Annotated in this window: 22 protein-coding genes; 1 reads left to right on the forward strand and 21 read right to left on the reverse strand. The window is 54.5% G+C overall.

The window, feature by feature from the left end:
- Positions 1-63: 63 nt before the first annotated feature.
- The 21 genes from QGT73_RS06950 to speA form a co-directional block, all read right to left on the reverse strand.
- On the reverse strand, positions 64-1,503 hold the full coding sequence (locus tag QGT73_RS06950) for an NADH-quinone oxidoreductase subunit N (RefSeq protein WP_123617339.1): 1,440 nt from the start codon (positions 1,501-1,503) through the stop codon (positions 64-66).
- A 17-nt stretch (positions 1,504-1,520) separates the two neighbouring features.
- On the reverse strand, positions 1,521-3,026 hold the full coding sequence (locus QGT73_RS06955; protein WP_123617338.1) for a complex I subunit 4 family protein: 1,506 nt from the start codon (positions 3,024-3,026) through the stop codon (positions 1,521-1,523).
- Between the two features lie 31 nt (positions 3,027-3,057).
- Positions 3,058-5,028, reverse strand: a complete 1,971-nt coding sequence (nuoL, locus tag QGT73_RS06960; protein ID WP_123617337.1) for an NADH-quinone oxidoreductase subunit L — start codon at positions 5,026-5,028, stop codon at positions 3,058-3,060.
- A gap of 7 nt (positions 5,029-5,035) precedes the next feature.
- Entirely contained in the window at positions 5,036-5,347 is a 312-nt protein-coding gene (gene nuoK / locus QGT73_RS06965) for an NADH-quinone oxidoreductase subunit NuoK (protein WP_123617336.1), read from the reverse strand.
- Between the two features lie 15 nt (positions 5,348-5,362).
- Positions 5,363-5,878 carry an NADH-quinone oxidoreductase subunit J family protein gene (locus QGT73_RS06970; RefSeq protein WP_123617335.1) on the reverse strand — a complete coding sequence of 172 codons (516 nt, stop codon included), beginning with the start codon at positions 5,876-5,878 and terminating at the stop codon, positions 5,363-5,365.
- Positions 5,879-5,910: 32 nt separating this feature from the next.
- Positions 5,911-6,645 carry a NuoI/complex I 23 kDa subunit family protein gene (locus tag QGT73_RS06975; protein WP_280121934.1) on the reverse strand — a complete coding sequence of 245 codons (735 nt, stop codon included), beginning with the start codon at positions 6,643-6,645 and terminating at the stop codon, positions 5,911-5,913.
- Positions 6,646-6,675: 30 nt separating this feature from the next.
- Entirely contained in the window at positions 6,676-7,560 is an 885-nt protein-coding gene (gene atpG, locus QGT73_RS06980; protein ID WP_280121935.1) for an ATP synthase F1 subunit gamma, read from the reverse strand.
- 85 nt (positions 7,561-7,645) lie between these two features.
- Entirely contained in the window at positions 7,646-9,214 is a 1,569-nt protein-coding gene (gene atpA, locus QGT73_RS06985) for a F0F1 ATP synthase subunit alpha (protein WP_280121936.1), read from the reverse strand.
- Between the two features lie 28 nt (positions 9,215-9,242).
- Complete coding sequence (gene atpH / locus QGT73_RS06990) at positions 9,243-9,788, reverse strand: ATP synthase F1 subunit delta (RefSeq protein WP_123617331.1); 546 nt, start codon at positions 9,786-9,788, stop codon at positions 9,243-9,245.
- Positions 9,789-9,832: 44 nt separating this feature from the next.
- Positions 9,833-10,330 (reverse strand): F0F1 ATP synthase subunit B, encoded by a 498-nt coding sequence (gene atpF / locus QGT73_RS06995; RefSeq protein ID WP_280121937.1) that lies wholly within the window; start codon positions 10,328-10,330, stop codon positions 9,833-9,835.
- Positions 10,331-10,352: 22 nt separating this feature from the next.
- Positions 10,353-10,601, reverse strand: coding sequence for an ATP synthase F0 subunit C (atpE, locus tag QGT73_RS07000; protein WP_107033115.1), 249 nt, complete (start codon positions 10,599-10,601; stop codon positions 10,353-10,355).
- A 65-nt stretch (positions 10,602-10,666) separates the two neighbouring features.
- Positions 10,667-11,779: a F0F1 ATP synthase subunit A gene (gene atpB, locus QGT73_RS07005; RefSeq protein WP_280121938.1), complete on the reverse strand. Its 1,113-nt coding sequence runs from the start codon at positions 11,777-11,779 to the stop codon at positions 10,667-10,669.
- A gap of 10 nt (positions 11,780-11,789) precedes the next feature.
- Entirely contained in the window at positions 11,790-12,023 is a 234-nt protein-coding gene (locus QGT73_RS07010) for a F0F1 ATP synthase subunit delta/epsilon (RefSeq protein WP_280121939.1), read from the reverse strand.
- Between the two features lie 73 nt (positions 12,024-12,096).
- Positions 12,097-13,602: a F0F1 ATP synthase subunit beta gene (atpD, locus tag QGT73_RS07015; RefSeq protein ID WP_123617327.1), complete on the reverse strand. Its 1,506-nt coding sequence runs from the start codon at positions 13,600-13,602 to the stop codon at positions 12,097-12,099.
- A gap of 71 nt (positions 13,603-13,673) precedes the next feature.
- Positions 13,674-14,750 (reverse strand): NADH-quinone oxidoreductase subunit NuoH, encoded by a 1,077-nt coding sequence (gene nuoH / locus QGT73_RS07020; RefSeq protein WP_280121940.1) that lies wholly within the window; start codon positions 14,748-14,750, stop codon positions 13,674-13,676.
- A gap of 75 nt (positions 14,751-14,825) precedes the next feature.
- On the reverse strand, positions 14,826-16,457 hold the full coding sequence (locus QGT73_RS07025) for an NADH-quinone oxidoreductase subunit D-related protein (RefSeq protein ID WP_280121941.1): 1,632 nt from the start codon (positions 16,455-16,457) through the stop codon (positions 14,826-14,828).
- 50 nt (positions 16,458-16,507) lie between these two features.
- A complete protein-coding gene (locus tag QGT73_RS07030) occupies positions 16,508-17,116 on the reverse strand; it encodes an NADH-quinone oxidoreductase subunit B (protein ID WP_280121942.1) in 609 nt (202 codons plus the stop codon).
- The gene (locus tag QGT73_RS07035; RefSeq protein WP_123617323.1) at positions 17,107-17,475 is read right to left on the reverse strand and encodes an NADH-quinone oxidoreductase subunit A; all 369 of its coding nucleotides are present in this window, start codon (positions 17,473-17,475) and stop codon (positions 17,107-17,109) included. The genes QGT73_RS07030 and QGT73_RS07035 overlap by 10 nt, the downstream gene beginning before the upstream one ends.
- A 228-nt stretch (positions 17,476-17,703) precedes the next feature.
- Positions 17,704-18,372, reverse strand: a complete 669-nt coding sequence (locus tag QGT73_RS07040) for a porin family protein (protein ID WP_280121943.1) — start codon at positions 18,370-18,372, stop codon at positions 17,704-17,706.
- An 84-nt stretch (positions 18,373-18,456) separates the two neighbouring features.
- A complete protein-coding gene (gene truA, locus QGT73_RS07045) occupies positions 18,457-19,254 on the reverse strand; it encodes a tRNA pseudouridine(38-40) synthase TruA (protein ID WP_341874109.1) in 798 nt (265 codons plus the stop codon).
- A gap of 110 nt (positions 19,255-19,364) precedes the next feature.
- Positions 19,365-21,266, reverse strand: coding sequence for a biosynthetic arginine decarboxylase (gene speA / locus QGT73_RS07050; protein WP_280121945.1), 1,902 nt, complete (start codon positions 21,264-21,266; stop codon positions 19,365-19,367).
- Positions 21,267-21,622: 356 nt separating this feature from the next.
- Between speA and QGT73_RS07055 the strand changes: the two genes are divergently transcribed.
- Positions 21,623-23,308, forward strand: coding sequence for a tetratricopeptide repeat protein (locus QGT73_RS07055; protein ID WP_280121946.1), 1,686 nt, complete (start codon positions 21,623-21,625; stop codon positions 23,306-23,308).
- Positions 23,309-23,503: the final 195 nt, after the last annotated feature.

Raw genomic sequence — 23,503 nt, forward strand, 5'->3', positions numbered from 1 at the left:
AGAGTGGTGACTCTAATGCCGGAGATGCCGTGATGGATATAATTTGCCTGTCAACGGTGTGTATTAACCGATGGTGAGCAGATAGTTGTAGAAGTAGCTGACGATGCCGAGGCCGATGATGCCGGCTACGCATATCCACATGCCCAGACGCTCGGAGCATGCCGAACGGAATGTGGCGATGGGGGCGTCGCTGTCGTTGATAAACATAGCCTTGACTACGAGCAGGTAGTAGTAGAGCGAGATGATGGTGTTGATCAACGCGATGAGCACGAGCACGTAGAGGGCTACTGACTCGGTGCCGTTAAGAGCCGAGGTGAACACGAAGAACTTGCTGAAGAATCCGGCAAACGGGGGAATACCCGCGAGCGAGAACATGGCAAGCATCATGGTGAAAGCCAGGCGGGGGTTAGTCTTGTAGAGGCCGTTGTAGTCAGTCATGAGCAACTTGCCCGAAGCATTCTCGATGGCTCCGATGACGCCGAAGGCGGCAAGGTTGGAGAACACATAGACGAGCACGTAAAACATGAGTGCCGACACTCCCATTGCATTGTTGCCAATCACGGCGAGCATTATGTAGCCGGCCTGGGAGATTGACGAGAAGGCAAGGAAACGCTTCATGTTGACCTGACGCATCGCGAAGAGGTTACCCACGGTGATGGTGAGTATGATGAGCGCGTAGAGCATCCACTCCCAGGCATCGGAGTAGAGTGTGCCAAACACCTGTGTGAGCACAACAAGGAAGGCAAAGGCGGCCGAACCCTTGGAGATGACCGAGAGATAAGAGGTCACCGAGGTGGGTGCGCCCTGATATACGTCGGCGGTCCAGAGGTGGAAGGGCACGAGCGAAATCTTGAAGCCGAAGCCTGCGATGACAAAGGCGAGAGCCACAATCATCATGACGCCCATGTTGGCGCGGCAGAAGAGGGCGATGTCGGCATAGTAGAGCGAACCGGTGAGGCCGTAGACATACGAGAGACCCATCAGAAGAATGGCTGACGAGAACACGGCGGTGAGCACATATTTGATGGCTGCCTCATGGCTCTCATAGCGATTCTTGTCGAAAGCGACGAGGGCGCAGAGTGGGAGCGAGGCGGTCTCGAGTCCGATGATGAACATCAGGAAGTGACGGCTTGAAATCATGAAATACATGCCCAGGAGTGTGAGCAATATCAGTTCGTAGAACTCGCCGCGGCGCACGGAGGTAAACTCCGAGTTGGCCCACTTGATCGACTGGATGAGCACGATGACCACACCCACATTAAGAATATTCTTGATGGCCACCATTACGGGGTCGGTGACATACATTCCTGCAAACGCTACCGCATCGGCCTTGACAAGCGGGCAGAATCCCCAGACGGTAAACACGAGCATGAGCAGCGTGGAGATGACGGGGAGCGAAGCCTGTGACTTGCGCGGGGCGAAAGTATCGTAGAGGAATACTAACAGAAATACTACCAGCAGTCCGATTTCCTGCTTCAGTGCTAAAAACTGTGAATAATCCATTGCTTATATTCTAAATATTAGTGCAAGCCAAGGACAGAGAAAATCTGCGGGCTGAATGTGAACTTGATAAGGTCGGCGAAGAAGTTGGGGAAGCAGCCGATGCCGGCAACACACACGATGAGTGTGGCTGTCGAAAGACGTTCCCACCACTTTGCGTCGGTGAGTGACATATGGTGCTGATCATAGACGGGTCCGTAGAGCAGCTTGCCTACCACACGCAGGATGTAGACAGCGGTGGTCACGATAGAGCTGCATGCCAGGATGACGAACACGCGGTGGAAGAGGTCGGTGTGCTGGAACGAGCCGACAAAGATGGTCATCTCGGCCACGAATCCCGAGAGACCGGGAAGACCGAGCGACGCCATACCGGCTATCACGTAGCAGACGGAGAGATAGGGAAGTATCTGCATCATACCGCCCATCTCGCGGATGTCACGAGTGTGGGTACGTCCGTATATCATACCGATGAGCGCGAAGAAGAGGGCTGTCATCAGACCGTGAGAGAGCATCTGCATGATGGCACCCGTCATGGCTGTGGTATTGAGCATGAGGATTGCAAAGAGCACCAGGCCGCAGTGTGACACGGAGGAGTAAGCGTTGATATACTTGAGGTCGTTCTGCACACACGCGCTGAATGCACCATACACTACCGAGATGCCGGTGAGGATGATGAATATCCATGCTAGCTCGTGGGCTGCCTGGGGCATCAGGTAGATGGCCACACGGAAGCAGCCATATCCGCCGAGCTTCATGAGCACGCCTGCGTGGAGCATCGACACAGCCGTGGGGGCCGAGGCGTGACCGTCGGGCGACCATGTGTGGAAGGGGAACATGGCACCGAGCACACCGAAGCCGACAAATGTCATCGGGAAGAGGAACTTCTGCCAGCCGACGGTGATTGAGTCGTTGTTGACAATCTCAAGGATATTCCATGTAAGGGGCTGTCCTGCGGGAGCAGAGTGATAGTAGATGCCGATAAGGCCGAGCATCAGGAAGGCCGAGCCGCCCATAAGCATAAGGGTCAGCTTCATGGCCGAATAGTTCTTGTTGCCCGAGCCCCACACGCCGATGAGCAGGTACATGGGGATGAGTGCCACCTCATAGAACATGAACATCGTGAAGAGGTCAATCGAGATGAAGAATCCATACACACCCGTCGAGAGGAGTATGAGCCAGAGGAAGAACTCCTTGGGCTGAGGTATCTCCCACGACGCGAAGCTGCCGGTAATCATAATCACACCGGTGAGCAGAAGCATGGCGATGGAGATGCCGTCGACTCCGACTGCGAGATGGATATTGAGGGGTGCGAACCACTCCCACGACCCGAGATAGAGCATGGGCGCGTCATTGCCGGCGGCACGCAGACCGAGATAATCAATGAGAAGCCATACCGACAGTGCAGTGAGCGCGACCGAGCCGGTGACAGCCACGGCGCGTATCTGCTTGATGTCGCGGCACAGGAACAACCCCAGGAGCATCACCAAGGGGATGATCACGAAATAGATTAATATATTTGAGAACATATCGTTACTATATTTGCTACTTAATACACTATCATAGGATGCACACTGCGGCTATGAGACCGAGCAATACGGCTCCGATGAGATACCACCATATATACATCTGCACCTTGCCGCTCTGGAGACCCTTGATGGCCACCGAAGCCTTATTGGTGACATAGGCAAATCCGTCCATGGTGCCGTCGATGATGTGGCGGTCAAACCATGCGATGGGCTTGCATATGCCGTCAAAGATGATGCGGCGTGTGATGAAGAGATAAATCTCGTCCCAATAGAAACGGTGCAGGGCTGCGGTCCAGAGCCAGCGGCAAGAGTCGGCCATGCGGGTGGGCTTGTCGTTTTTCTTGAGATAGAGCGAAGCGGCAAAGAGGATAGCCACGACAGCCACGGCGATACTCATTCCGGCTACGGTCCAGTCGAGATGGATGTGATACTCGTGTCCGTCATAGGTGACAAGCTCGCCGAAGGGGGTGAAGCCACACACTGTCGACACGATCGCAAGGAATACGAGGGGGAATGCCATGGCCAGGGGTGACTCGTGGGGCATAGAGGCATGGTGGCCGTGAGCTTCCTGCTCCTTGACGCGGGCCTCATAGTCGGGGGTATCCCACCAGAAGATGAGGAAGTACATGCGGAACATGTAGAAGGCGGTCATGCCGGCGACCATCATCATCCACACACCCCAGAAGGTGCTGTTGGCAAAGCATGCGGTAAGAATCTCGTCCTTGGAGAAGAATCCGGCAAACGGGGGTATACCTGCGATGGCAAGACAGCCGATGAGGAATGTGATGTGGGTTATAGGCATGTATTTTCTGAGGCCGCCCATGGCTGTGTAGTTGTTGGAGTGGACAGCGTGGATGAGCGATCCGGCTCCGAGGAATAGGAGGGCCTTGAACATGGCGTGGGTGAAGAGGTGGAACATGGAGGCCATGTAACCGAGACCTTCGTGGATGGCCTCGCCGTTCTTTGAGGCTACACCGAGCGATACCATCATGAACGCAATCTGCGAGATGGTCGAGAATGCGAGGATACGCTTGATGTCAATCTGAGTGCATGCAACCACCGCTGCATAGAATGCCGTGACGGCACCTACGACAGTGATGAATGTCAGTGCTGCGTCCTCAAGCATGTAGAGGGGGAAGAGTCGGGCTACGAGATACACACCGGCCACAACCATGGTGGCGGCGTGGATGAGTGCCGACACAGGGGTCGGGCCCTCCATGGCGTCGGGGAGCCAGATGTGGAGCGGGAGCATGGCCGACTTGCCCATACCGCCGGTGAAGATGAGCACCAGGGCCCATGTGAGCACCGAGGCACCCATGAATGTAGCACCCTCAAACGAGGCGAAGACGCCCTGGGGGTCCTGAGTCATGGGCAGGAAGTCGAGATGACCTGTATAGAACGAAAGTATGAGGATACCGAGAAGGAATCCGAGGTCGGCGAAACGGGTGACGATAAACGCTTTCTTACAAGCCGAGACGGCCGAGGGAAGCGTGTAGAAGAATCCGATGAGCAGGAATGACGACGCGCCCACAAGCTCCCAGAAGATGTACATCTGGAAGATGTTGGTAGCGACAACGAGTCCGAGCATCGAGAAACTGAAGAGCGACAGGAAGGCATAGTAACGCTGGAAACCCTTCTCACCGTGCATATAGCCGAGCGAATAGACATGCACCATAAACGAGATGGTGGGGATGACTATAAGCATCAGTGCCGAGATGGGGTCGAGCAGAAATCCGAGCTTGATGGCAAGCGCGGGGGTAAACTGAAGCCATGTCTGATTGAACACCGTGTACTGCAGACGTGTGGTGCCCTCGATAAACTCGGGCGCGCCTGAGAACCAGTAGGTGAACGCTGTGTAATATGACAGGACAAGCACAGTGCCCATGCCCAAAGTGCCGAGTGTACCGGCGAGCTTATGGCTCATCTTCATGCCCAGCAGTCCCAGGATGAGGAACATGCAGAGCGGGATGGCTAATATAAGTACAGGAATTGTAATATCCATATCGCTATTAGTGTTTCATTTGGGTTGCGTCGTCCACGTCGATGTTTTTGCTCACCCTGAAGAGGTTGATGATAATGGCGATGGCGAGAGCTGTCTCGGCGGCCGCGATGGCGATGCCGAAAAGCGTGAACATCCATCCGTCATTGGTGCCGGGGAACAGATAACGGTTGAATACGACAAAGTTAATATCGACAGCGTTGAGCATCAGTTCGAGCGAAATGAGCATCGCTATCATGTTGCGGCGGGTAAGGAAGCCGTAAACCCCGCAGCAGAACATCACCAGGGCGGGGACCAGATACCATATAAGTGTTATATCCATAATCGTATCGGGGGGTTAACGTTTGCGGGCGACCACTACGCCACCTATTATACATGCGAGGAGCAGCACGCTGACTGCCTCAAAGGGGAGCAGATACTGACCGTGGCCCGTGCCGAGCATGGCGGTGCCGATCTCGTGCATGGTCGGGTTGGACATTGCGGGGGCCGATGTAAACATGTCGGCGCAACGCGAGCACAAGGCCCATCCGCACGCACCGGCCGCTGCGAGCGCGCCGAGGATGCCGAGCAGACGCTTGTTTGACTCGAGCTTGGCACTGTTGTCGCCGGGACGGGTGGTGAGGAGTATCGAGAATACAAACAGCACCACTATACCTCCGGCATAGACGGCTATCTGCACGCTGCCCAGAAATTCATAGTCGAGCTTGAAGTAAAGCGCGGCTGTGGCAAAGAGGGTAAAGAGCAGATAGGTGGCCGCGCGGAGTATCTTGCGCGTGGTGACAGTAAGTACCGAAAAGATGACAATCGCCAAGGCGATTATCCAGTAAAAAATTATACTTCCTGCTGATTCCATATACTGTGATAATAATTTTAGCTATTGGAGGCTTATTCGCCGGCCTGAGCGGCTTTGGCGGCTTTGAGCTGAGCGGCCTTGATGATGGCGGCACGTATCTTCTCGAGCTTCTCGGGGTCGGAGGCTGCTGCGGCGAGAGCCTTTTTCTGAGCGTCGTTAAGCTCGATTCCGGCCAGAGGATCGGCCTCGGCTGCGGGAGCTCCGGATGCTGCCGCGGCTTTCTTGGCCTCGGCGGCTGCCTTGGCGGCGGCTATCTTGGCCTCTTTCTCGGCCTGCAGCTTGGCTATCTGCTCGGGTGTGGGCTTGGGCTCCTCCTTCTCGGGTAGATAATTGAGTTTCTTTACGAGCTTGCCGCGTGTGAACACAGCCTGCTCAAAATCGTTGCTGAAATCGAGAGCGTCGGTCGGACAGTTGGTGACGCAGAGCTGGCAGAACGTGCAACTGCCAAGGTCATACATGTACTTGTCGAGCTTCTTTTTCTTCTTGCCGTCCCAGGTCTCTACCTGCTTGATGTCAAGAGAGATTGTCCCGTTGGGACACACGCGCTCACAGGTGCCGCAAGCTATACACTTGTGGTCGCCCTGGTCGTCATACTTCAGCCGCAGCACGGCGCGGAAGCGGTCGGCCACGGGAAGGTTGTCGCGGTTGTCGGGATACTCTTCGGTAATCTTTGGGGTGACAAATTCCTTGCCGGTCACCGACATTCCCTTGATGAGACTTGCGATGCCCGACCCGAGATTGGAGAAATAGTCTTTTACACTACCCATGTTTAAGGATTGGTATTATTATATATGTTGCTAATTTTTCACCTGGCCGCCTATGATGTCGAGCAGCTCGGTGGTTATGCTCTGCTGGCGCAGCTTGTTGTATTCAAGCTGCAACTGCTCGAGCAGGTTCTTTGCATTATCATTCGCGCTCTGCATGGCCATGATGCGGGCGGCCTGTTCGGAGGCGCGGTTTTCGGTAAATACTTCCTGCATCACCGAGAGCAGAAACATCGGCAGCACCGAGCGGAATATCGAGGCTGCGTCAGGCTCGAAGATGTAGGGACGGCACTGTGTCTTGACCCCTTCGGCCGAGAAGGTCGAGGCATCGACGGGCAGATATTGCTCATAGCGCAGACGCTGACGGCTCACACTCTGAAAGTTCATGTAGAGGAGCTTGACAGTGTCAATCCCGCCCGAGAGAAATTGCTCTCCGAGACGTCCGGCAAAGGCCTTGATGACCTCATAGCCGCTCTTGGAATTGACTTCCTCCGAGTAAGCCACGGTGATGTGGGGGTCGTCGAGCTTGGCCACGGCCTTGTGTATCTTGCGGCCGATGGTGAAGATGGTGAAGTCGACCCCTTCGCCATACTCGGCGCGACACTCTTTAAGTCGGGCGAGCAGTTCCTTGAAGATGTTGATGTTGTAGCCTCCGCACAATCCGTCGTCCGATCCGAGCACCACTATACCCACACGCTTTACCTCGCGAGGCTCGGTGAGCGGCGACGAGAACTCGGCGTCGGCACTCAGCAGATTGCCGATTATGGACTCTATCTGCCCGCGGTAGGGCAATTGCTTCCGCAGGTCGGCCTCGGCACGGTGCATCTTGGCCGAGGATATCATCTTCATGGCTCCGGTGATTTTCTCACTGGAGGCCACTGAGCCGATGCGTCCTTTGAGTTCGCGTAGTGTTGCCATTGGATGGAGTTATGGATTGATTGTGACGGTGGTGATGTTTTTAAAAGTTTAAAGTTTAGAGTCCGGAAGTTTAGAATCCAAACTTTTAGAAAGACCCTGCTATCTCGGTCGCGGCTGCGGTGAGGTGGGCTTCGATGTCTTCGTCGAGTTTGCCGGCGCGTATGGCATCCATATCCTGGGGATACTTGGCGTGCATGAGCTGGAGGAAGTTTTTCTCAAACTCGGCCACCTTGTTGACAGGCACCTTCTCGAGCAGACCGCGTGTGCCGCAATATATCACGGCCACTTCATCCTCGACTGCCATAGGCGAATACTGGGGCTGGATGAGCAGACGCTCGTTCTTGCGGCCCTTGTCGATGACGCGGGCTGTCACGGCATCGATGTCGCCGCCAAATTTGGTGAACGACTCAAGCTCGCGGAACTGTGCCTGGTCAATCTTGAGCGTACCTGCCACCTTCTTCATCGACTTGATCTGCGCGCTACCGCCCACACGCGACACCGAGATACCCACGTTGATGGCGGGACGGATGCCACGGTTGAAGAGTGCGGTCTCGAGGAATATCTGACCGTCGGTGATGGAGATAACGTTGGTGGGGATGTAAGCCGACACGTCACCGGCCTGAGTCTCGATGATGGGAAGCGCGGTGAGCGAGCCTCCGCCCTTGACCTTGCCTTTGAGCGACTCGGGCAGGTCGTTCATATTCTCGGCCACCTGCTGGTTGTCGATAATCTTGGCGGCGCGCTCGAGCAGACGGCTGTGGAGATAGAAGATGTCGCCCGGATAAGCCTCGCGGCCCGAAGGACGCTTGAGCACGAGTGAAATCTCACGATAGGCCACGGCCTGCTTGGAGAGGTCGTCATAGATGATGAGGGCGTCGCGGCCGGTGTCGCGGATATACTCGCCGATGGCCACGCCCGCAAAGGGTGCGTAGTAGCGCATGGACGCCGAGTCGGAGGCTGTGGCGGCCACGACCACGGTGTAGTCGAGCGCGCCGTGCTGGCGCAGGGTCTCGACAGTGGCGGCTACCGACGAGGCCTTCTGACCGATGGCCACGTAGATACAGTAGACGGGCTTGCCTTCCTCAAAATTCTTGCGCTGATTGATTACGGTGTCGATTGCCACGGCAGTCTTACCGATCTGACGGTCGCCGATGATAAGCTCGCGCTGACCGCGGCCTATAGGCACCATCGAGTCGATGGCCTTGAGACCGGTCTGGAGAGGCTGCTTCACAGGCTGACGGAAAATTACGCCGGGGGCCTTGCGCTCGAGGGGCATGGGGAGCAGCTCGCCCTCGATAGGTCCGCGCCCGTCGATGGGCTGGCCGAGCACATTGATGACGCGCCCAAACACGCCGTCGCCGACGTTGATTGAAGCAATTTCACCGGTGCGCTTCACGGTCATGTTTTCGGTGACCTTATTGACGTTGTTAAGGAGTATCACGCCGACGTTGCTCTCCTCGAGGTTGAGGGCCACGCCCTTGACGCCGTTTTCGAACTCTACGAGCTCGTTGGCACATACGTTGTCGAGGCCATACACGTGGGCCACGCCATCTCCCACTTCGAGGACGATGCCGGTTTCTTCAAACGACACCTTAGAGTTGACGTTCTCCAACTGTTGCTTCAGTACCTGAGAAATCTCGCTTGGGTTAATCATTGGTAAGACTGATTGTAATAATGTGGGATTATTTACTTAAAAGTTTGAGGCGTAGCTGCTTGAGTTCATTGGCAACGGATGCGTCGAGCTTTTCGTTGTCGATGCTGACTACAAACCCGCCTATAAGGTCGGGGTCGATGAGATGTCTGTACTCCATCTGAGCCGAGCCGAGGTGCCGCTGTATGAGCTTCCTGAGTCTGTCCTCGTCGGCCGGGGCCATCGGGGCGGCCGAGGTGACGGTGACAAGACGTATGTTGTGCTTCAGGCGGTACATCTTAAGATAAGCCAGGGCTATGTCACGCGCCATGTCGAGGCGGTTGTTGTCGGCGAGCAGTGTCATGAAACGCTCCATGACATCATCGCCGGCGGCCACACCCGAGGCCGTGTCGAGCAACTGTATCTTGTCGCGACGCGACACAAACGGGTTGCTCACGGCCTTGGTAAGCTCAGGCTCTGAGGCAAACGCCTCGGCGAGCTTCTGCATGAGGTCAAACACTCGCTTGTCGCTGCCGCTCTCGGCGGCATACTCATAGAGAGCTTTGGCGTAACGGTTTGGGATGAGACCTTGGTTCATTGCTTAAGATTGGTGGGGGTGGTGAGAGTAGAGGTATAGAGGCCTCAGTTTTGTTTCTCGATTTCGTCGAGCAGCGAGTTGACAAGTTTCTCCTGAGCTTTCTCCTCCTTCATCTGATTGCGCACCACCTTCTGGGCGATGTCGAGAGCGAAGGTGGAGACTTCGTTACGAAATTGCTCCTGAGCTGCTTTGCGCTCCTGTTCGATTGACTGTTTCGCGCTGACCATCACTTTTTTGGCCTCCGATTGGGCTGCGGCACGGGCTTCCTCGATGATCTGAGTCTTCATCTTGTCGGCCTCGCGCAGCATCTCGGCCTGCTGGCGACGGGCATCTGCTATGTATTTATCCGCCTCTTCGCGGGCATGGTCAAGCTGTTGTTTGGCACTTTGAGCATACTCCACACCCTTGTCGATGAGGTCGGCACGGTCGGACACTCCTTTCATAATCGCGGGCCAGCCCCATCGCCACAGGATGACGAAGAGGATGGCAAACGATACGAACATCCAGAATATCAGGCCGAAATCAGGCGTGAATAGTTCCATAGCGTTGTAGTTGACCTGTGGATTAGCCTACGAACATTGCGAGGATACACACGATAACGGCAAAGAGGGCAACACCCTCGATAAGAGCCGCGATCACAATCATGTTGCTTCGGATGTCACCGGTCGATTCGGGCTGACGGGCGATTGCCTCCATGGCTGAGCCGCCGATTTTGCCGATGCCGATACCTGCACCGATAGCTGCGATTGCCGCACCGATGCATACACCGATGCCAAGTGTTCCTTCGATTGCTGCTAAAATCATTGCTAACATAACTTTAGAATTTTTTGGGGGTTTATTTTTTAGAGATTATTATTGCTGACTGTTGAGGCGAGAGTTTACGGATTGTGGGGCACTACGGCTTTCTCCTCATGCTTATCATGGTGTCCTTCCTCCTGACCGAGTGCGATAAAGAGGGTCGAGAGCATGGTGAACACATAGGCCTGGATAAAACTCACGAGCACATCGATACAAAGCATGAACACCGAGAATATCACCGACACCACGGCGGTCGCGCCGGTCACCACCGGACCCATGGCCGCGAAGATGAAGATAAGCAGGGTGAGCACTATCACTATCATGTGACCGCCCATCATGTTGGCGAAAAGACGCACGGTGAGAGCCGCCGGCTTGGTGAACACGCCGAAGATTTCGATTATCGGCATGATGGGAAGAGGCCATTTGAGCCACCAGGGCACCTCGGGATTGAATATCTCTTTCCAGTAATGTTTGGTGGCGAAGATATTGGTGATAAAGAATGTAAGTATGGCGAGCACAAGCGTCACGGCTATATTGCCTGTCAGATTGGCTCCGCCCGGAAATATCACTATGAGGCCCAGGAGGTTCATGATGAGGATGAAGAAGAACACCGTGAGCAGATAAGGGGCGAAACGCTGAGCCTTGTTCTTGAGCGTGGGCTTGATGACTCCGTCATATATGAAGAGAATCACAAACTCTATCGCGCCCACCATCTTGCGCGGGCCTTTCATGCCTTGTGTACGGTGCCAGCGGGCTACGGAAAGTATACACCATATGCACAGGAGCACCGCGATAAAGACTCCACACACATTTTTGGTAATGGAGATGTCCACAGCGGGCTTGACTTCCTGACCGCCGACGATCTCTACGACCTTACCCTTGTAGGGGCTGTCCTTGCCGGCAATCTTAAACTCGGCGTCTCCGTCGCGATACACTTCACCGCCCGTCACACGCGAGGATGAGAACACGTGCAGGCCGTCCGAACCCCATACGATGACGGGGAGAGGGATGCGCTTGTGATGATTGAAGGGCACCTCCCATCCATATCCGTCGCCAAGATGCTCGAATATGATGCCTTGGGCGTCAATGCCCTCCTCCTTTGACCCATCGGTGTCGTGGCCCGAAGCGAGGGCCATGGCCGGAGCCAGGAGAGCGATGAGCGCGAGTGCTATGGTTGTGAAGATATTTTTCATCGCCGGTAAGTTAATATATGCATACTGACACTACGTCGCTGTCGACATCGGCTATGCCGCCCTGTATATCCACCCGCTGCTCTGTGCCGCCCGAGGTGTAGCGCACGGTGCCGGGGGTGAGGGTGGAGATTAGCGATGCATGGCCGGGGAGCACGGTGAAGGCTCCCATAGTCCCTGGCAGGTGCACCACGGAGGCGTCACCTTGAAACAGGATGTCGTCGGCTGAAATTATCTTGAGTGTCATCGGCTTGGATTATTGTAATAGTGATATGCTTATGAGGAGTGGCTATCGTTGCTGACGAGTCGGGGCAGTCGTCTCAGGCACCGGCCTCGGCAAGAAGTTTCTTACCCTTGGCTATGGCGTCGTCGATGGTGCCGACGTTGAGGAATGCCTGTTCGGGCAGGTCGTCGACCTCGCCGGCAAGAATCATCTTGAAGCCGCGGATGGTCTCGCTGAGAGGCACCATCACACCCGGCAGACCGGTGAACTGCTCGGCCACGTGGAACGGCTGGGAGAGGAATCGCTGCGCACGGCGTGCTCGGGCCACGACGAGCTTGTCCTCGTCGCTGAGCTCATCGACACCGAGGATGGCGATGATGTCCTGAAGCTCGTTATATTTCTGAAGCAACTGCTTCACAGCCTGGGCTGTGTTATAGTGGTCTTCGCCGATGATATTGGGGTCGAGGATACGCGATGTCGACTCGAGAGGATCAACGGCCGGATAGATGCCGAGCTCGGTAATCTTACGCGAGAGCACGGTAGTGGCATCGAGGAAGCTGAAGGTGGTAGCCGGAGCGGGGTCGGTCAAGTCGTCGGCCGGCACATAGATGGCCTGTACCGAGGTAATCGAACCGTTTTTGGTCGAAGTGATACGCTCCTGAAGAGCACCCATCTCAGAGGCAAGCGTGGGCTGATAGCCTACAGCCGAGGGCATACGGCCGAGAAGAGCCGACACCTCCGAACCTGCCTGGGTGAAACGGAATATGTTGTCGATAAAAAGGAGGATGTCCTTACCGCCGCCGTCCTGGTCGCGGAACTGCTCGGCGACTGTCAGACCCGAGAGTGCCACACGCAGACGTGCGCCCGGGGGCTCGTTCATCTGACCGAACACGAGGGTGGCCTGTGAATCCTTCACCTGATCCATGTCGACATCGGCAAGATTCCACTCGCCTTTCTCCATGCCTTCCTCAAACTTCTTGCCATACTTCACAACGCCGCTCTCGATCATCTCGCGGAGCAGGTCGTTACCCTCGCGGGTACGCTCGCCCACACCGGTGAATACCGAGAATCCGTTATGTCCCTTGGCGATGTTGTTGATGAGCTCCATGATGAGCACTGTCTTGCCCACACCTGCACCGCCGAACAGACCGATCTTGCCACCCTTGCTGTAAGGCTCGAGCAAGTCGATGACCTTGATGCCGGTGTAGAGTATCTCGGTGCCGATGGTGAGGTCCTCAAACTCGGGAGCCGGCTGATGGATGGGACGGAGGTCCTTGCGGTCAAGCTGAGGCAGACGGTCGATGGCATCACCGATGACGTTGAGCAGGCGGCCTTTCACCTGCTCGCCGGTGGGTACCGCGATGGGTCGCTCGAGATTGTCAACACGCGCTCCGCGCTGCAGACCGTCGGTACTCTCCATAGCCACGCAGCGCACGGTCTTTTCACCGATGTGCTGCTCCACTTCGAGTATCAGCTCCGAGCCGTCGGGACGCACTACTTTGAGAGCGGTGTAGATGGGAGGGATGATGTTGTCATCGCCTTCAAACATCACGTCGACCACAGGTCCTATCACCTGGACGATTTTGCCATATTTTTCACTCATCGCGATTAGGGGGTATTAAGTGCGCCGTCATGACGGACGCGACATAGTATTTTTAAGGATTTCTTATGTTTTTAGAGGTAGAGGCTGTAAGTCACCACAATCACCATCAGCACAAGGTTGAAGAGATTGATGGGGAGCAGATATTTCCACTCGAGCGTAAGGAGCTGGTCGATACGCAGACGGGGGAATGTCCACTTGAACCATATGATGATAAACGACAGCGCGATTGCCTTGCCGATAAACCATACCACCGAGGGGATATAGTCCATCACTTGGTTGAAAGCGTCGAGGCCGGGAATATGGAGCGGCATCCAGCCTCCGAAGAAGAGGAGTGCGGCCACGCCCGACACGATGAAAAGATTGAGATACTCGGCAAGATAGAAGAAACCGAAGTGGATACCTGAATACTCGGTGTGGTAACCGGCCGTCAGCTCGCTCTCGGCTTCGGGAAGGTCAAACGGGCCACGGTTGGTCTCGGCCGTACCTGCTATCATGAATATCACAAAAGCGATGATGGCGGGGATGTGTCCCGAGAAGATGAACCACAGGTGTTCCTGGGCCATCACGATGTCGGTGACGTTCATCGAACCGGCTATCACTACCATAGTCACAACACACAGGCCCATCGAAAGTTCATAACTCACCATCTGCGCGCCCGAACGGAGTGCGCCGATAAGCGTGAACTTGTTGTTGGACGACCATCCGGCCAGCAGAATACCGAGCACTCCTATCGACGACACAGCCAACAGGAAGAAGATGCCCACATTGAAGTTGATTATCTGAAGGCCGTTGCCCCACGGGAGCACCGCAAACGCGAGCATCGAGGCGATGATGACCAGATAGGGAGCAAGCGCAAAAAGAAACTTGTCGATATGGTTGAGTGAGATAAGCTCCTTGATGAGTATCTTGAACATATCGGCCACGCTCTGGAGCAGTCCCCAGGGACCTACGCGGTTAGGGCCGAGACGACACTGGAAATAGGCGCAGACCTTGCGTTCGAAGAGGATATAGAAAAGGGCGAGGACCGCATAGAGGAGCATCAGCCCCACTCCTATGAGCAGACACTCGAGTGTGACCGCAGCCCACTCGGGCATATAACCGAGCAGCAAGGAATGAATCCAGGCAGTTGCTACTGATAAGTCTTGCATACTGTTACTTATGTGATTGGATTATTGTGATAGTGACGATTTATCGGTGGGGGGATAGTGTGGTGGTGTGACGGATTACCGGTCGATGTCGGGCACGATGTAGTCCATCGAGCCGCCGATGGTGATAAGGTCGGCAATCTTCTGACCGCGGGTGATGTGGTCGACCACAGCCGCGGCGGGCAGACACGGAGGAGCAATCTTCAGACGATAGGGCATCGTGCCACCGTCGCTCTCGAGATATACGCCGAATGTGCCTCGGCATCCCTCGACCATCTTGAACCAGTGGCCTACGGGGAGCTTGAGCACCTTGGGCACCTTCACGCAATACTCTCCGTCGGGTATATTGTCGATGAGCTGGGCGATGATGCGCGCGCTCTGCACCATCTCGTCCATACGCACCTTGAAACGGGCCATCGAGTCGCCCTCCTCACGCACCACTTCGTCGAAGTCAAGCTCGGAATAGATGCTGTAAGGATGGAGCTTGCGCACGTCGCACGCCCAACCCGAGCCACGTCCGTTGGGGCCGGTGACAGCCCAGGATATGGCATCCTCGCGGCTGAGCACACCCACGTCCTCCATACGGTCGCGGGCAATGACGTTGCCGGTAAATATCTTATTGTATTCCTTGATGTTGGCGGGGAGCACATCGAGCAGGGCATGCACGTCGCCCACGAAGTCGGGATGGAGATCCTGCATTACACCGCCGATGCAGTCATAGTTGAAAGTCATGCGTGCGCCGCATGTCTTCTCCATGATGTCGAGTATCTGCTCGCGCACACGCAGGGTGTAGAAGAGCATGGTGGTCGCACCGAGGTCCATGCAGTAGGTGCCGATAAAGAGGCAGTGGGAGGCGATGCGAGAGATCTCGTCCATGAGCACACGTATCACCTGTGCGCGGCGCGATATCTGGATACCGGCGGCCTCCTCGATGAGCATGCACAGACAGTGATGATAGGGATGGGCCGAGAAATAATCGAGACGGTCCATGAAATGGAGTGTCTGCGGATAGGTGTCCACCTCGCATATCTTCTCGACTCCGCGGTGGATATAGCCCAGATAGATGTCGATTTTCTTGATAATCTCACCGTCGACAGCCGTGCGGAAACGGAGCACACCATGTGTGGCGGGGTGCTGCGGGCCTATGTTGACCACAAAGTCATCAGGCTCGAATATGCGACGCTGCTCCTTTACAATCTTGCCGTCGCGCTCCACCCACATGTCGGTAAAGTCGGTCTGACGCTCGTTCTCGATTGATACGGGGTTGATATTGGGGTCGTCGTTGTAATCCTTGCGCAGAGGGAAACCCTTCCAGTCGATATTGAGGAAGAGACGGCGCATGTCGGGATTGTTGACGAAGATTATGCCGAAGAAGTCATAGACCTCGCGCTCATAGATGGTGGCAATAGCCCAGAGGTCGTGCACCGAGTGGATGAGAGGCATCTCACGGTCGCCTGTGGCCATCACTTTGACCGACACGCGCTCATTGCTTGCGGTGGAGATGAGCTCATAGATACAGCCCATGCCGTTTTCCTTCCAGTCCATACCTACGATGGTCACGAGGAAATCAAACGACAGCTCCGCGTCATGGCGCAGCGTGGCGGCCACGTCATGCCACTGTGCGTCGGGCACTGTCATCTCGAGGATGTCGGTCTGCTCGAAAGTGACCTGGGGAAACAGCTTGGAAATCTTTTCCTGGATGTTAGCCATTATATATAAGGTGTAATAATGATTCTACAAATAGTGGGGAGGGATTTTTATCAGTCGTTGACTCCGGGCACCGGGTGCGCGGCAAGAAACTCCTGCTGTTTCTCCTGACGGTTGACACCGCCGAAGAATTTCTCCACCTTAATCTTACGCGAGAGCTGCATGATGCCATATATCATGGCTTCGGGACGCGGAGGGCATCCGGGCACAAACACATCGACAGGCACTATGTCCTCGATGCCCATAGCCACATGATAGCTCTTCTTGAAGGGGCCGCCCGAGATGGCGCAACTGCCGCATGCTATCACATATTTGGGCTCGGCCAACTGGTCATACAGACGGCGGAATACGGGTGCCATACGGTGGACAATCGTGCCGGCCACCATCATGAAGTCGGCCTGACGGGGCGAGGCTCGCGCTACTTCCCAGCCAAAACGCGCCATGTCGTAACGCGCCGCTCCGAGCGACACGAACTCTATACCGCAGCAACTGGTGGCGAAGGTAAGAGGCCAGATAGAGTTAGACCGCCCCCAGTTGATAAGTTTGTCGAGCGAGCCCACAATCACGTTGGTGCCGCTCTTCTGAAGCTCCTTCACGAGCTTCTCGATATACTCATTGTCTTTCCATGCCTCATAGGGCATGCCTTGCGTAGTTACTTCCATTCAAGAGCTCCTTTCCGCCAGGCATACACGAGACCCAGCACTATAATTCCGAAAAATACTGCGATAGCTGTCAGACCCTGTGTGCCCAGTTCGTGAACACGTACGGCCCACGGATAAAGAAACACTGTCTCGACGTCAAACATCAGGAAGAGAATGGCAAAAAGATAATATCCCACCTTGAATTGAGCCATTGACTCGCCTCGGGTTGGGATACCACATTCGTAAGCCTCGCCTTTCTGCGGATTGAACGACTTGGGCGATATAAGCCCGGCGAGCCATAGAGCGACAGCTACCAGGGCGACGCCCGTGCATAGAGCGACCACCGCTAAGGTTGCATTTTGAATTGCTAATGCTATCATATTATGAGTTAAATCGTTTTTCGTCGATAGTTATTGCGCTGTGTTTGTGCCGTTTGCACACAACCGAGACTCCTCAGTCAGTGCACGGCACACTTTCGGCTGTGCAAATATAGAAAAATTTCTTCAATTTGACACCTTTTTAACGCATGGTATTTTTCTATTTTTCCTAAAATTTTTTCATGGCCTTACCGCCATGCGGATGCACGGCGTAAAACGACTGACGGCTTGTCAGAAATTATAGCCGATCGAGAGCTGAAACAGATTCCACTGATTGTCCATCAGCTCGGCCACATCCCTGATGCCCCACTGATATTGCAGCCCGACCACATAATGGTGGTCAAACGTATAGGACGCACCCAGGCCTATGCCTGACTGCCAGCGGTGATAGCCCTGCGATTTGCTGAACAGCTTCACTTTTTCCTGGGCATAGCCCTCCATGTCGCGCATCTTCATGCCATACTTGCCATAGACGCCATAGCTGAAATACGGTCCGAAAAATATCTGCAGATCTGAGTCGGGGGTAAATCTCAGATGATAGGACGCATACACCGGCAACTCGAGAAAGTTGACAGCCCATGTGGCTTTGGCTTTCATGCCGAGCATGTCTCCTACCTGAGCCTCCACATCATTCATCGACGCGCCCTTCATGGTAAAATACAAGCCTGTGTTTATTGAGAAGCTTTTGATGAGATTGACATCCACGGCAGCCCCTAGAGCCACACCCTTGCGGCCGTCATAATAACCGCTTCCTTTCCCGGCCATGGAAGCGAAGTTCCAGCCCAGACGGGCTCCGACTGTCACAGTCTTCACAGGCTCCGCACTGTCCCACAGCAGCGACTGCGCGCTTGCACCCATGGCCAACAGCAGCACGAGAATAGCGATAATGGTCTTTTTCATAACGTGATGTTTTATCATTGATAATGCTACAACAAAGTTACTCACTGCCAATGATTGGACAAGCCCGCAGGTGGTTAATAGTTGTTAAATTCCATTGGCCTGATTTTCGCTGAAATTGGCCGTACAAGGCGTCTCGCCCGGATAGGTCACTTCCCAGAGATACAATGCCTGAGGGGGCATGGATGTGCCGGCCGCGCAGCGGTTGCGACGCTCTATGATACGGGCAAAATCGTCGACCGTAATCTTTCCTCGCCCTACCTCGACAAGCGTACCGACCACCGCCCTCACCATATTGCGCAGAAAACGGTCGGCCGTAATCACAAACACCCACCCTTCGCCGCCAAATGCATCGATGCGGTGCCACGCGGCATGCGTCACACGACAGATATTAGTCTTTGCATCGGTGTGGAGTTTGGCAAACGAGGTAAAATCGTCTGTACCAGTCAGCAGCGCGGCCGCACGGTTCATGGCCTCATAGTCAAGCCCGGCCGGAGCCTTCCAACTGAGGGGATAGAAAAAAGCCGATTTCTCACCGACGGCATAATAGTGATAGGTGCGCGAGGTAGCGTCAAACCGGGCATGCAGACCGGAATCTACCTGATATATCTCATGTATGGCTATATCGCGTCCCACCATGGCATTGAGCGATCCTACGAGCCTCACCGTGTCGGCTATCTCATCGTCAACATCAAAATGTGCCACCATCATGCGGGCATTCACACCCGCATCGGTGCGTCCCGCACCGACTATCTTCATCGGGCGTCGCATCACCTTTGACAGCGCGCCCTCTATAATCTCCTGCACCGTGACCGCCCCCGGCTGTGACTGCCAGCCGTGATAAGGCTCCCCACGATAGCTGAGACGCATGAAATACCTCACAATCAATTAGCAATTAGCAATTAGTAATTAGTAATTAGCAATTAGCAATTACAATCAGAGGCAATTGCCTCAAAAAAATTACTAATTACTAATTGCTAATTACTAATTGAATTTTAGTCTTTTTCGATATAAGTATATCCGTAGAGACCCGAGCGGTAGTTGCTCAGGAACTCGCGGCCCTCCTCGGGCGAAATCTTGCCCTCCTTCATCGAGGCGGTCACCCAGGCCTCGACATTGCGCACCAGTTTCTTGGGATTGAACTGCACATAATCGAGCACATCGGCCACAGTCTCACCGTCGATTATACGGTCTATCTCATAACGGTCCTTGTAGACCGAGATATGCACGGCATTAGTGTCGCCAAACAGGTTGTGCATGTCGCCGAGTATCTCCTGATAGGCCCCGACAAGAAACACGCCGAGATAATAAGGCTCGCCGGGCTTCACGGGATGCACGGGCAGCGACCCGACCGTAGTGCCCGAGGGCGATATGTAATAAGCTATCTTGCCGTCGCTGTCACAGGTGATGTCCTGCACAGTACACGTGCGCGAAGGCTTCTCGTCAAGGCGCGAGAGGGGGATTATGGGAAACACCTGGTCAATCGCCCATGAGTCGGTAAGCGACTGAAACAGTGAGAAATTGCAGAAATATTTGTCAGGTATCATCTTTGACACCTTGCGCAGCTCTTCGGGAGCATGGCGCATGCCGTGGGCTATGTCGCCCACCTCGCGCGCTATCGACCAGAACAGCTCCTCCATCTGTGCGCGGGTGCGCAGGTCGACAAGTCCGAGGCTGAACAGGTCGAGAGCCTCCTCGCGTATCTGCAACGCATCGTGCCAGCTTTCGAGTATATTCTGCTGGTCAAGACGGTCCCATATATTGTAAAGCTCACGTATCAGCTCGTGGTCGTCCTCCGAAATCTCCTTATTGTCTTTCCATATTGGCAACTGGGTGGTCTCGAGCACCTCAAGCACCAACACCGAGTGATGGGCCGTAAGCGAGCGACCGCTCTCGTTGATGACATTGGGCTGCCTCAGACCGTTTTTCTCGCATGCGTCCACGATAGCCGACACAGCGTCGTTGGCATACTCCTGGATGGAATAGTTCATCGACGAGCCCGAGGCCGAGTTGCGGGTGCCGTCATAGTCGACGCCCAGACCGCCGCCGATATCCATAAACTCTACCTCAAATCCCATCTGGCACAACTGTACATAGAACTGTGTGGCCTCTCGGATGGCATTCTTGATAAAACGGATTTTGGTTATCTGACTGCCTATGTGAAAGTGTATCAGCTTCAGGCAGTCGGTCATTTTGTTGCGATCCATATAGTCGAGAGCCTCAAGGAGCTCAGCCGAGTTAAGGCCAAACTTCGACTGGTCACCGCCGCTGGTCTCCCATTTGCCCGAACCCGACGACGCGAGCTTGATGCGCAGACCCACGTTGGGCCGTAGATTCATACGCTTGGCCACCTCCGAAATTATGCGCAGCTCGTTGAGCTTCTCTACCACTATATATATGCGGCGGCCCATCTTCTGGGCCAGCAGAGCAAGTTCGATATAGGTCTTATCCTTATATCCGTTACAGATAATGAGAGCGTTCTCCTTGATATTGGTGGCAAGCACGGCATGCAGCTCGGGCTTCGAGCCGGCCTCGAGGCCGATATTGAACTTCTCCCCATGAGTCACTATCTCCTCCACCACGGGACGCATCTGATTGACCTTGATGGGATAGATTATATAATTCTGGCCCTTATAGTTATATTGCTTCGACGCTATCGCGAAACACTTTGAAATCTTCTCGATACGGTTGTCGAGAATATCGGGGAAACGCAGGAGCACGGGCGACGTAATGTCTCTCACCTGCAGCTCGTCCATAACCTCACGCAAATCTACGGAGGCATACCCCTCACGGGGTGTCACGGCCACGTTGCCCTTGGAATTGATGGAGAAATACTGTCGTCCCCATCCATTAATGTTGTACAGCTCCGCGCTGTCCTCAATGCGCCATCTTCTCATCGGCTGAAAACGGGTATTAAAGATTAGATAATACGTTGACTTGCGTCCGGACAATGCAGACCGACGCAATCAACAGGCAAAGTTACACATTTTCATAATAATCCACCCACAATTTACCCACAAAATCACCAACCTCGCCCGGTTTTGGGCGGTTTTGGACAAGACCTCCTGCCCTGCCCGGTCTGAAAGCTATGTCACGACGTGTCATAACTTACATGCATCTCTTAATTTTGTGTAATGTTAACAATTCACTCTTGCAATACTCACATATAGATATTAACTTTGCCATTGGCTTTTAATGCGCTTTTCACAAAAGGGAAATCTAATTATCATAAACCATTCATACATTAATTCTTATGAACAAGCTTTCAGGGCTGATGCTCGTTGTTGGTTCGACCGTTCTCCTTACAGGATGTAACAAGAAGATGAACCAGTTCGCAGCCGACTATTTCACCACCAACCCCAACCCCCTCGAAGTGGTTGGCACCCATGTACCCGCCACAGTCACCGGCCACATCCCGGCCAAGTTCTTTGTCAAGAACGCCACCGTATCAGTGACACCAGTGCTCGTTTACGGCACCACTGAGGAGATGGCCTCAACCATGACCTATCAGGGCGAGAAAGTGCGCGGCAACAACCCCGTGATTTCTTATGAAAACGGCGGCACCGTCACCATTCCTGTCAACTATCTCTATCAGCCCGGCATGCAGAAGTCAGAGCTCTACCTCAACTTCACCGTCGACCAGAAAGGCAAGCAGTATGTGCTTCCCCGCGTCAAGGTTGCCGACGGCGTAGTGGCCACCGCCGCTCTCGCCAATGCCGGAACTCTTACTCCCGCCACTGCCAACGACAAGTTCCAGCGCATCATCAACGAAAAATACTCTGCCGACATCCACTTCCTCATCAACCAGGCCAACCTCCGCAAGAGCGAGCTTGAGAGCGACGAAGTGCTCCGCCTCCACCGCGACCTGCGCGCCGCTTCCGGCGACGAATCTCGTCAGATCGAGGAAATCAACATCCAGTCATACGCTTCGCCCGAGGGTAGCCTCGACTTCAACACCCGTCTGGCCGAAAACCGCGAAAAGAACACCTCTAAATACCTCTCCGACGCTCTCAAGAAGGACAAGGTGACCGAGTTTGGCGAACTCACCGCCAACTTCACCCCCGAAGACTGGGAAGGTTTCCAGAAGCTCGTAGCCGCCAGCAACATCCAGGACAAGGACCTCATCCTCAGCGTCCTCTCGATGTACAAGGACCCCGAGCAGCGCGAGCGCGAAATCCGCAACCTTTCGAGCGTATTTGACCAGCTTGCCGACGAAATCCTGCCCCAGCTCCGCTACTCTCGCATCACTGCCAGCGTAAACGTTATCGGCAAGAGCGACGAAGAGCTCAACAAGGCTTACGACACCGACCCCTCGACACTCACCGTCGACGAGCTCCTCTACACCGCAACCCTCACCAACGACCTCAACCGCAAGAAAGCTATCTATGCCGCTGCGACCCGTCTCTTCCCCAACGACTTCCGCGGCTTCAACAATCTCGGCAAGGTACAGTATCAGCAGGGCGACTATGACGCAGCCATGGCCAGCTTCAAGAAAGCTGCCCGTCTTGACGGCAACGCTCCCGAGTCGCAGATGAACCAGGGCCTCGTAGCTCTCGTCAACAACGACCTCCGCGCCGCCAACAACTCGTTTGGCAAGGCTGCCGGCCTCAACGACCTCAACCCCGCCCTCGGTCTCCTCTATCTCAAGCAGGGCGACGTTAAGGCTGCCGTTAAGGCTTTCGGAGACGACAAGAGCAACAATGCCGCCCTCGCCCAGATTCTCAACAAGGACTACAGCAAGGCCAAGAGCACTCTCGCCGCTATCAACGCCCCCGACGCCACAACCTACTACCTGATGGCTGTCCTCGGCGCACGCACCGGCAACGAGCAGATGGTGACCTCTAATCTCCGTCAGGCTGTAAAACTCGACAAGAACATGGCCTCTCAGGCTGCCAACGACCTCGAGTTTGCACGCTTCAACATCTCTAACGCTCTCTAAGACTTCCCCCACCTTAATTATATAAGGACAAAAGTTACAAAAGAAGCATAAGTTTTAACTGTTAACTTATGCTTCTTTTGTAACTTTTGTCCTTTTGTATCTCCAAACATGCACAAAATCCCGTGTAAAAATCGTAACTTTGCACACGAAAACTCTCTAAGAGATTGTTTTTAAAACAACCTCTTCGCCTCATGC

Origin of the sequence: Duncaniella muricolitica (genome assembly GCF_910574735.1) — a bacterium.
GTDB lineage: Bacteria > Bacteroidota > Bacteroidia > Bacteroidales > Muribaculaceae > Duncaniella > Duncaniella muricolitica.

What these genes read in the sequence shown, in the direction of transcription:
- nuoH (WP_280121940.1), bottom strand. Translation starts at nt 14,750, where the DNA reads ATGCAAGACTTATCAGTAGCAACTGCCTGGATTCATTCCTTGCTGCTC.
- QGT73_RS07055 (WP_280121946.1), top strand. Translation starts at nt 21,623, where the DNA reads ATGAACAAGCTTTCAGGGCTGATGCTCGTTGTTGGTTCGACCGTTCTC.
- QGT73_RS07035 (WP_123617323.1), bottom strand. Translation starts at nt 17,475, where the DNA reads ATGATAGCATTAGCAATTCAAAATGCAACCTTAGCGGTGGTCGCTCTA.
- QGT73_RS06970 (WP_123617335.1), bottom strand. Translation starts at nt 5,878, where the DNA reads ATGGAATCAGCAGGAAGTATAATTTTTTACTGGATAATCGCCTTGGCG.
- QGT73_RS06975 (WP_280121934.1), bottom strand. Translation starts at nt 6,645, where the DNA reads ATGGGTAGTGTAAAAGACTATTTCTCCAATCTCGGGTCGGGCATCGCA.
- nuoK (WP_123617336.1), bottom strand. Translation starts at nt 5,347, where the DNA reads ATGGATATAACACTTATATGGTATCTGGTCCCCGCCCTGGTGATGTTC.
- QGT73_RS06950 (WP_123617339.1), bottom strand. Translation starts at nt 1,503, where the DNA reads ATGGATTATTCACAGTTTTTAGCACTGAAGCAGGAAATCGGACTGCTG.
- atpG (WP_280121935.1), bottom strand. Translation starts at nt 7,560, where the DNA reads ATGGCAACACTACGCGAACTCAAAGGACGCATCGGCTCAGTGGCCTCC.
- atpD (WP_123617327.1), bottom strand. Translation starts at nt 13,602, where the DNA reads ATGAGTGAAAAATATGGCAAAATCGTCCAGGTGATAGGACCTGTGGTC.
- speA (WP_280121945.1), bottom strand. Translation starts at nt 21,266, where the DNA reads ATGAGAAGATGGCGCATTGAGGACAGCGCGGAGCTGTACAACATTAAT.
- QGT73_RS07030 (WP_280121942.1), bottom strand. Translation starts at nt 17,116, where the DNA reads ATGGAAGTAACTACGCAAGGCATGCCCTATGAGGCATGGAAAGACAAT.
- QGT73_RS06955 (WP_123617338.1), bottom strand. Translation starts at nt 3,026, where the DNA reads ATGTTCTCAAATATATTAATCTATTTCGTGATCATCCCCTTGGTGATG.
- QGT73_RS07025 (WP_280121941.1), bottom strand. Translation starts at nt 16,457, where the DNA reads ATGGCTAACATCCAGGAAAAGATTTCCAAGCTGTTTCCCCAGGTCACT.
- nuoL (WP_123617337.1), bottom strand. Translation starts at nt 5,028, where the DNA reads ATGGATATTACAATTCCTGTACTTATATTAGCCATCCCGCTCTGCATG.
- atpF (WP_280121937.1), bottom strand. Translation starts at nt 10,330, where the DNA reads ATGGAACTATTCACGCCTGATTTCGGCCTGATATTCTGGATGTTCGTA.
- atpH (WP_123617331.1), bottom strand. Translation starts at nt 9,788, where the DNA reads ATGAACCAAGGTCTCATCCCAAACCGTTACGCCAAAGCTCTCTATGAG.
- atpA (WP_280121936.1), bottom strand. Translation starts at nt 9,214, where the DNA reads ATGATTAACCCAAGCGAGATTTCTCAGGTACTGAAGCAACAGTTGGAG.
- atpE (WP_107033115.1), bottom strand. Translation starts at nt 10,601, where the DNA reads ATGTTAGCAATGATTTTAGCAGCAATCGAAGGAACACTTGGCATCGGT.
- atpB (WP_280121938.1), bottom strand. Translation starts at nt 11,779, where the DNA reads ATGAAAAATATCTTCACAACCATAGCACTCGCGCTCATCGCTCTCCTG.
- QGT73_RS07040 (WP_280121943.1), bottom strand. Translation starts at nt 18,372, where the DNA reads ATGAAAAAGACCATTATCGCTATTCTCGTGCTGCTGTTGGCCATGGGT.
- QGT73_RS07010 (WP_280121939.1), bottom strand. Translation starts at nt 12,023, where the DNA reads ATGACACTCAAGATAATTTCAGCCGACGACATCCTGTTTCAAGGTGAC.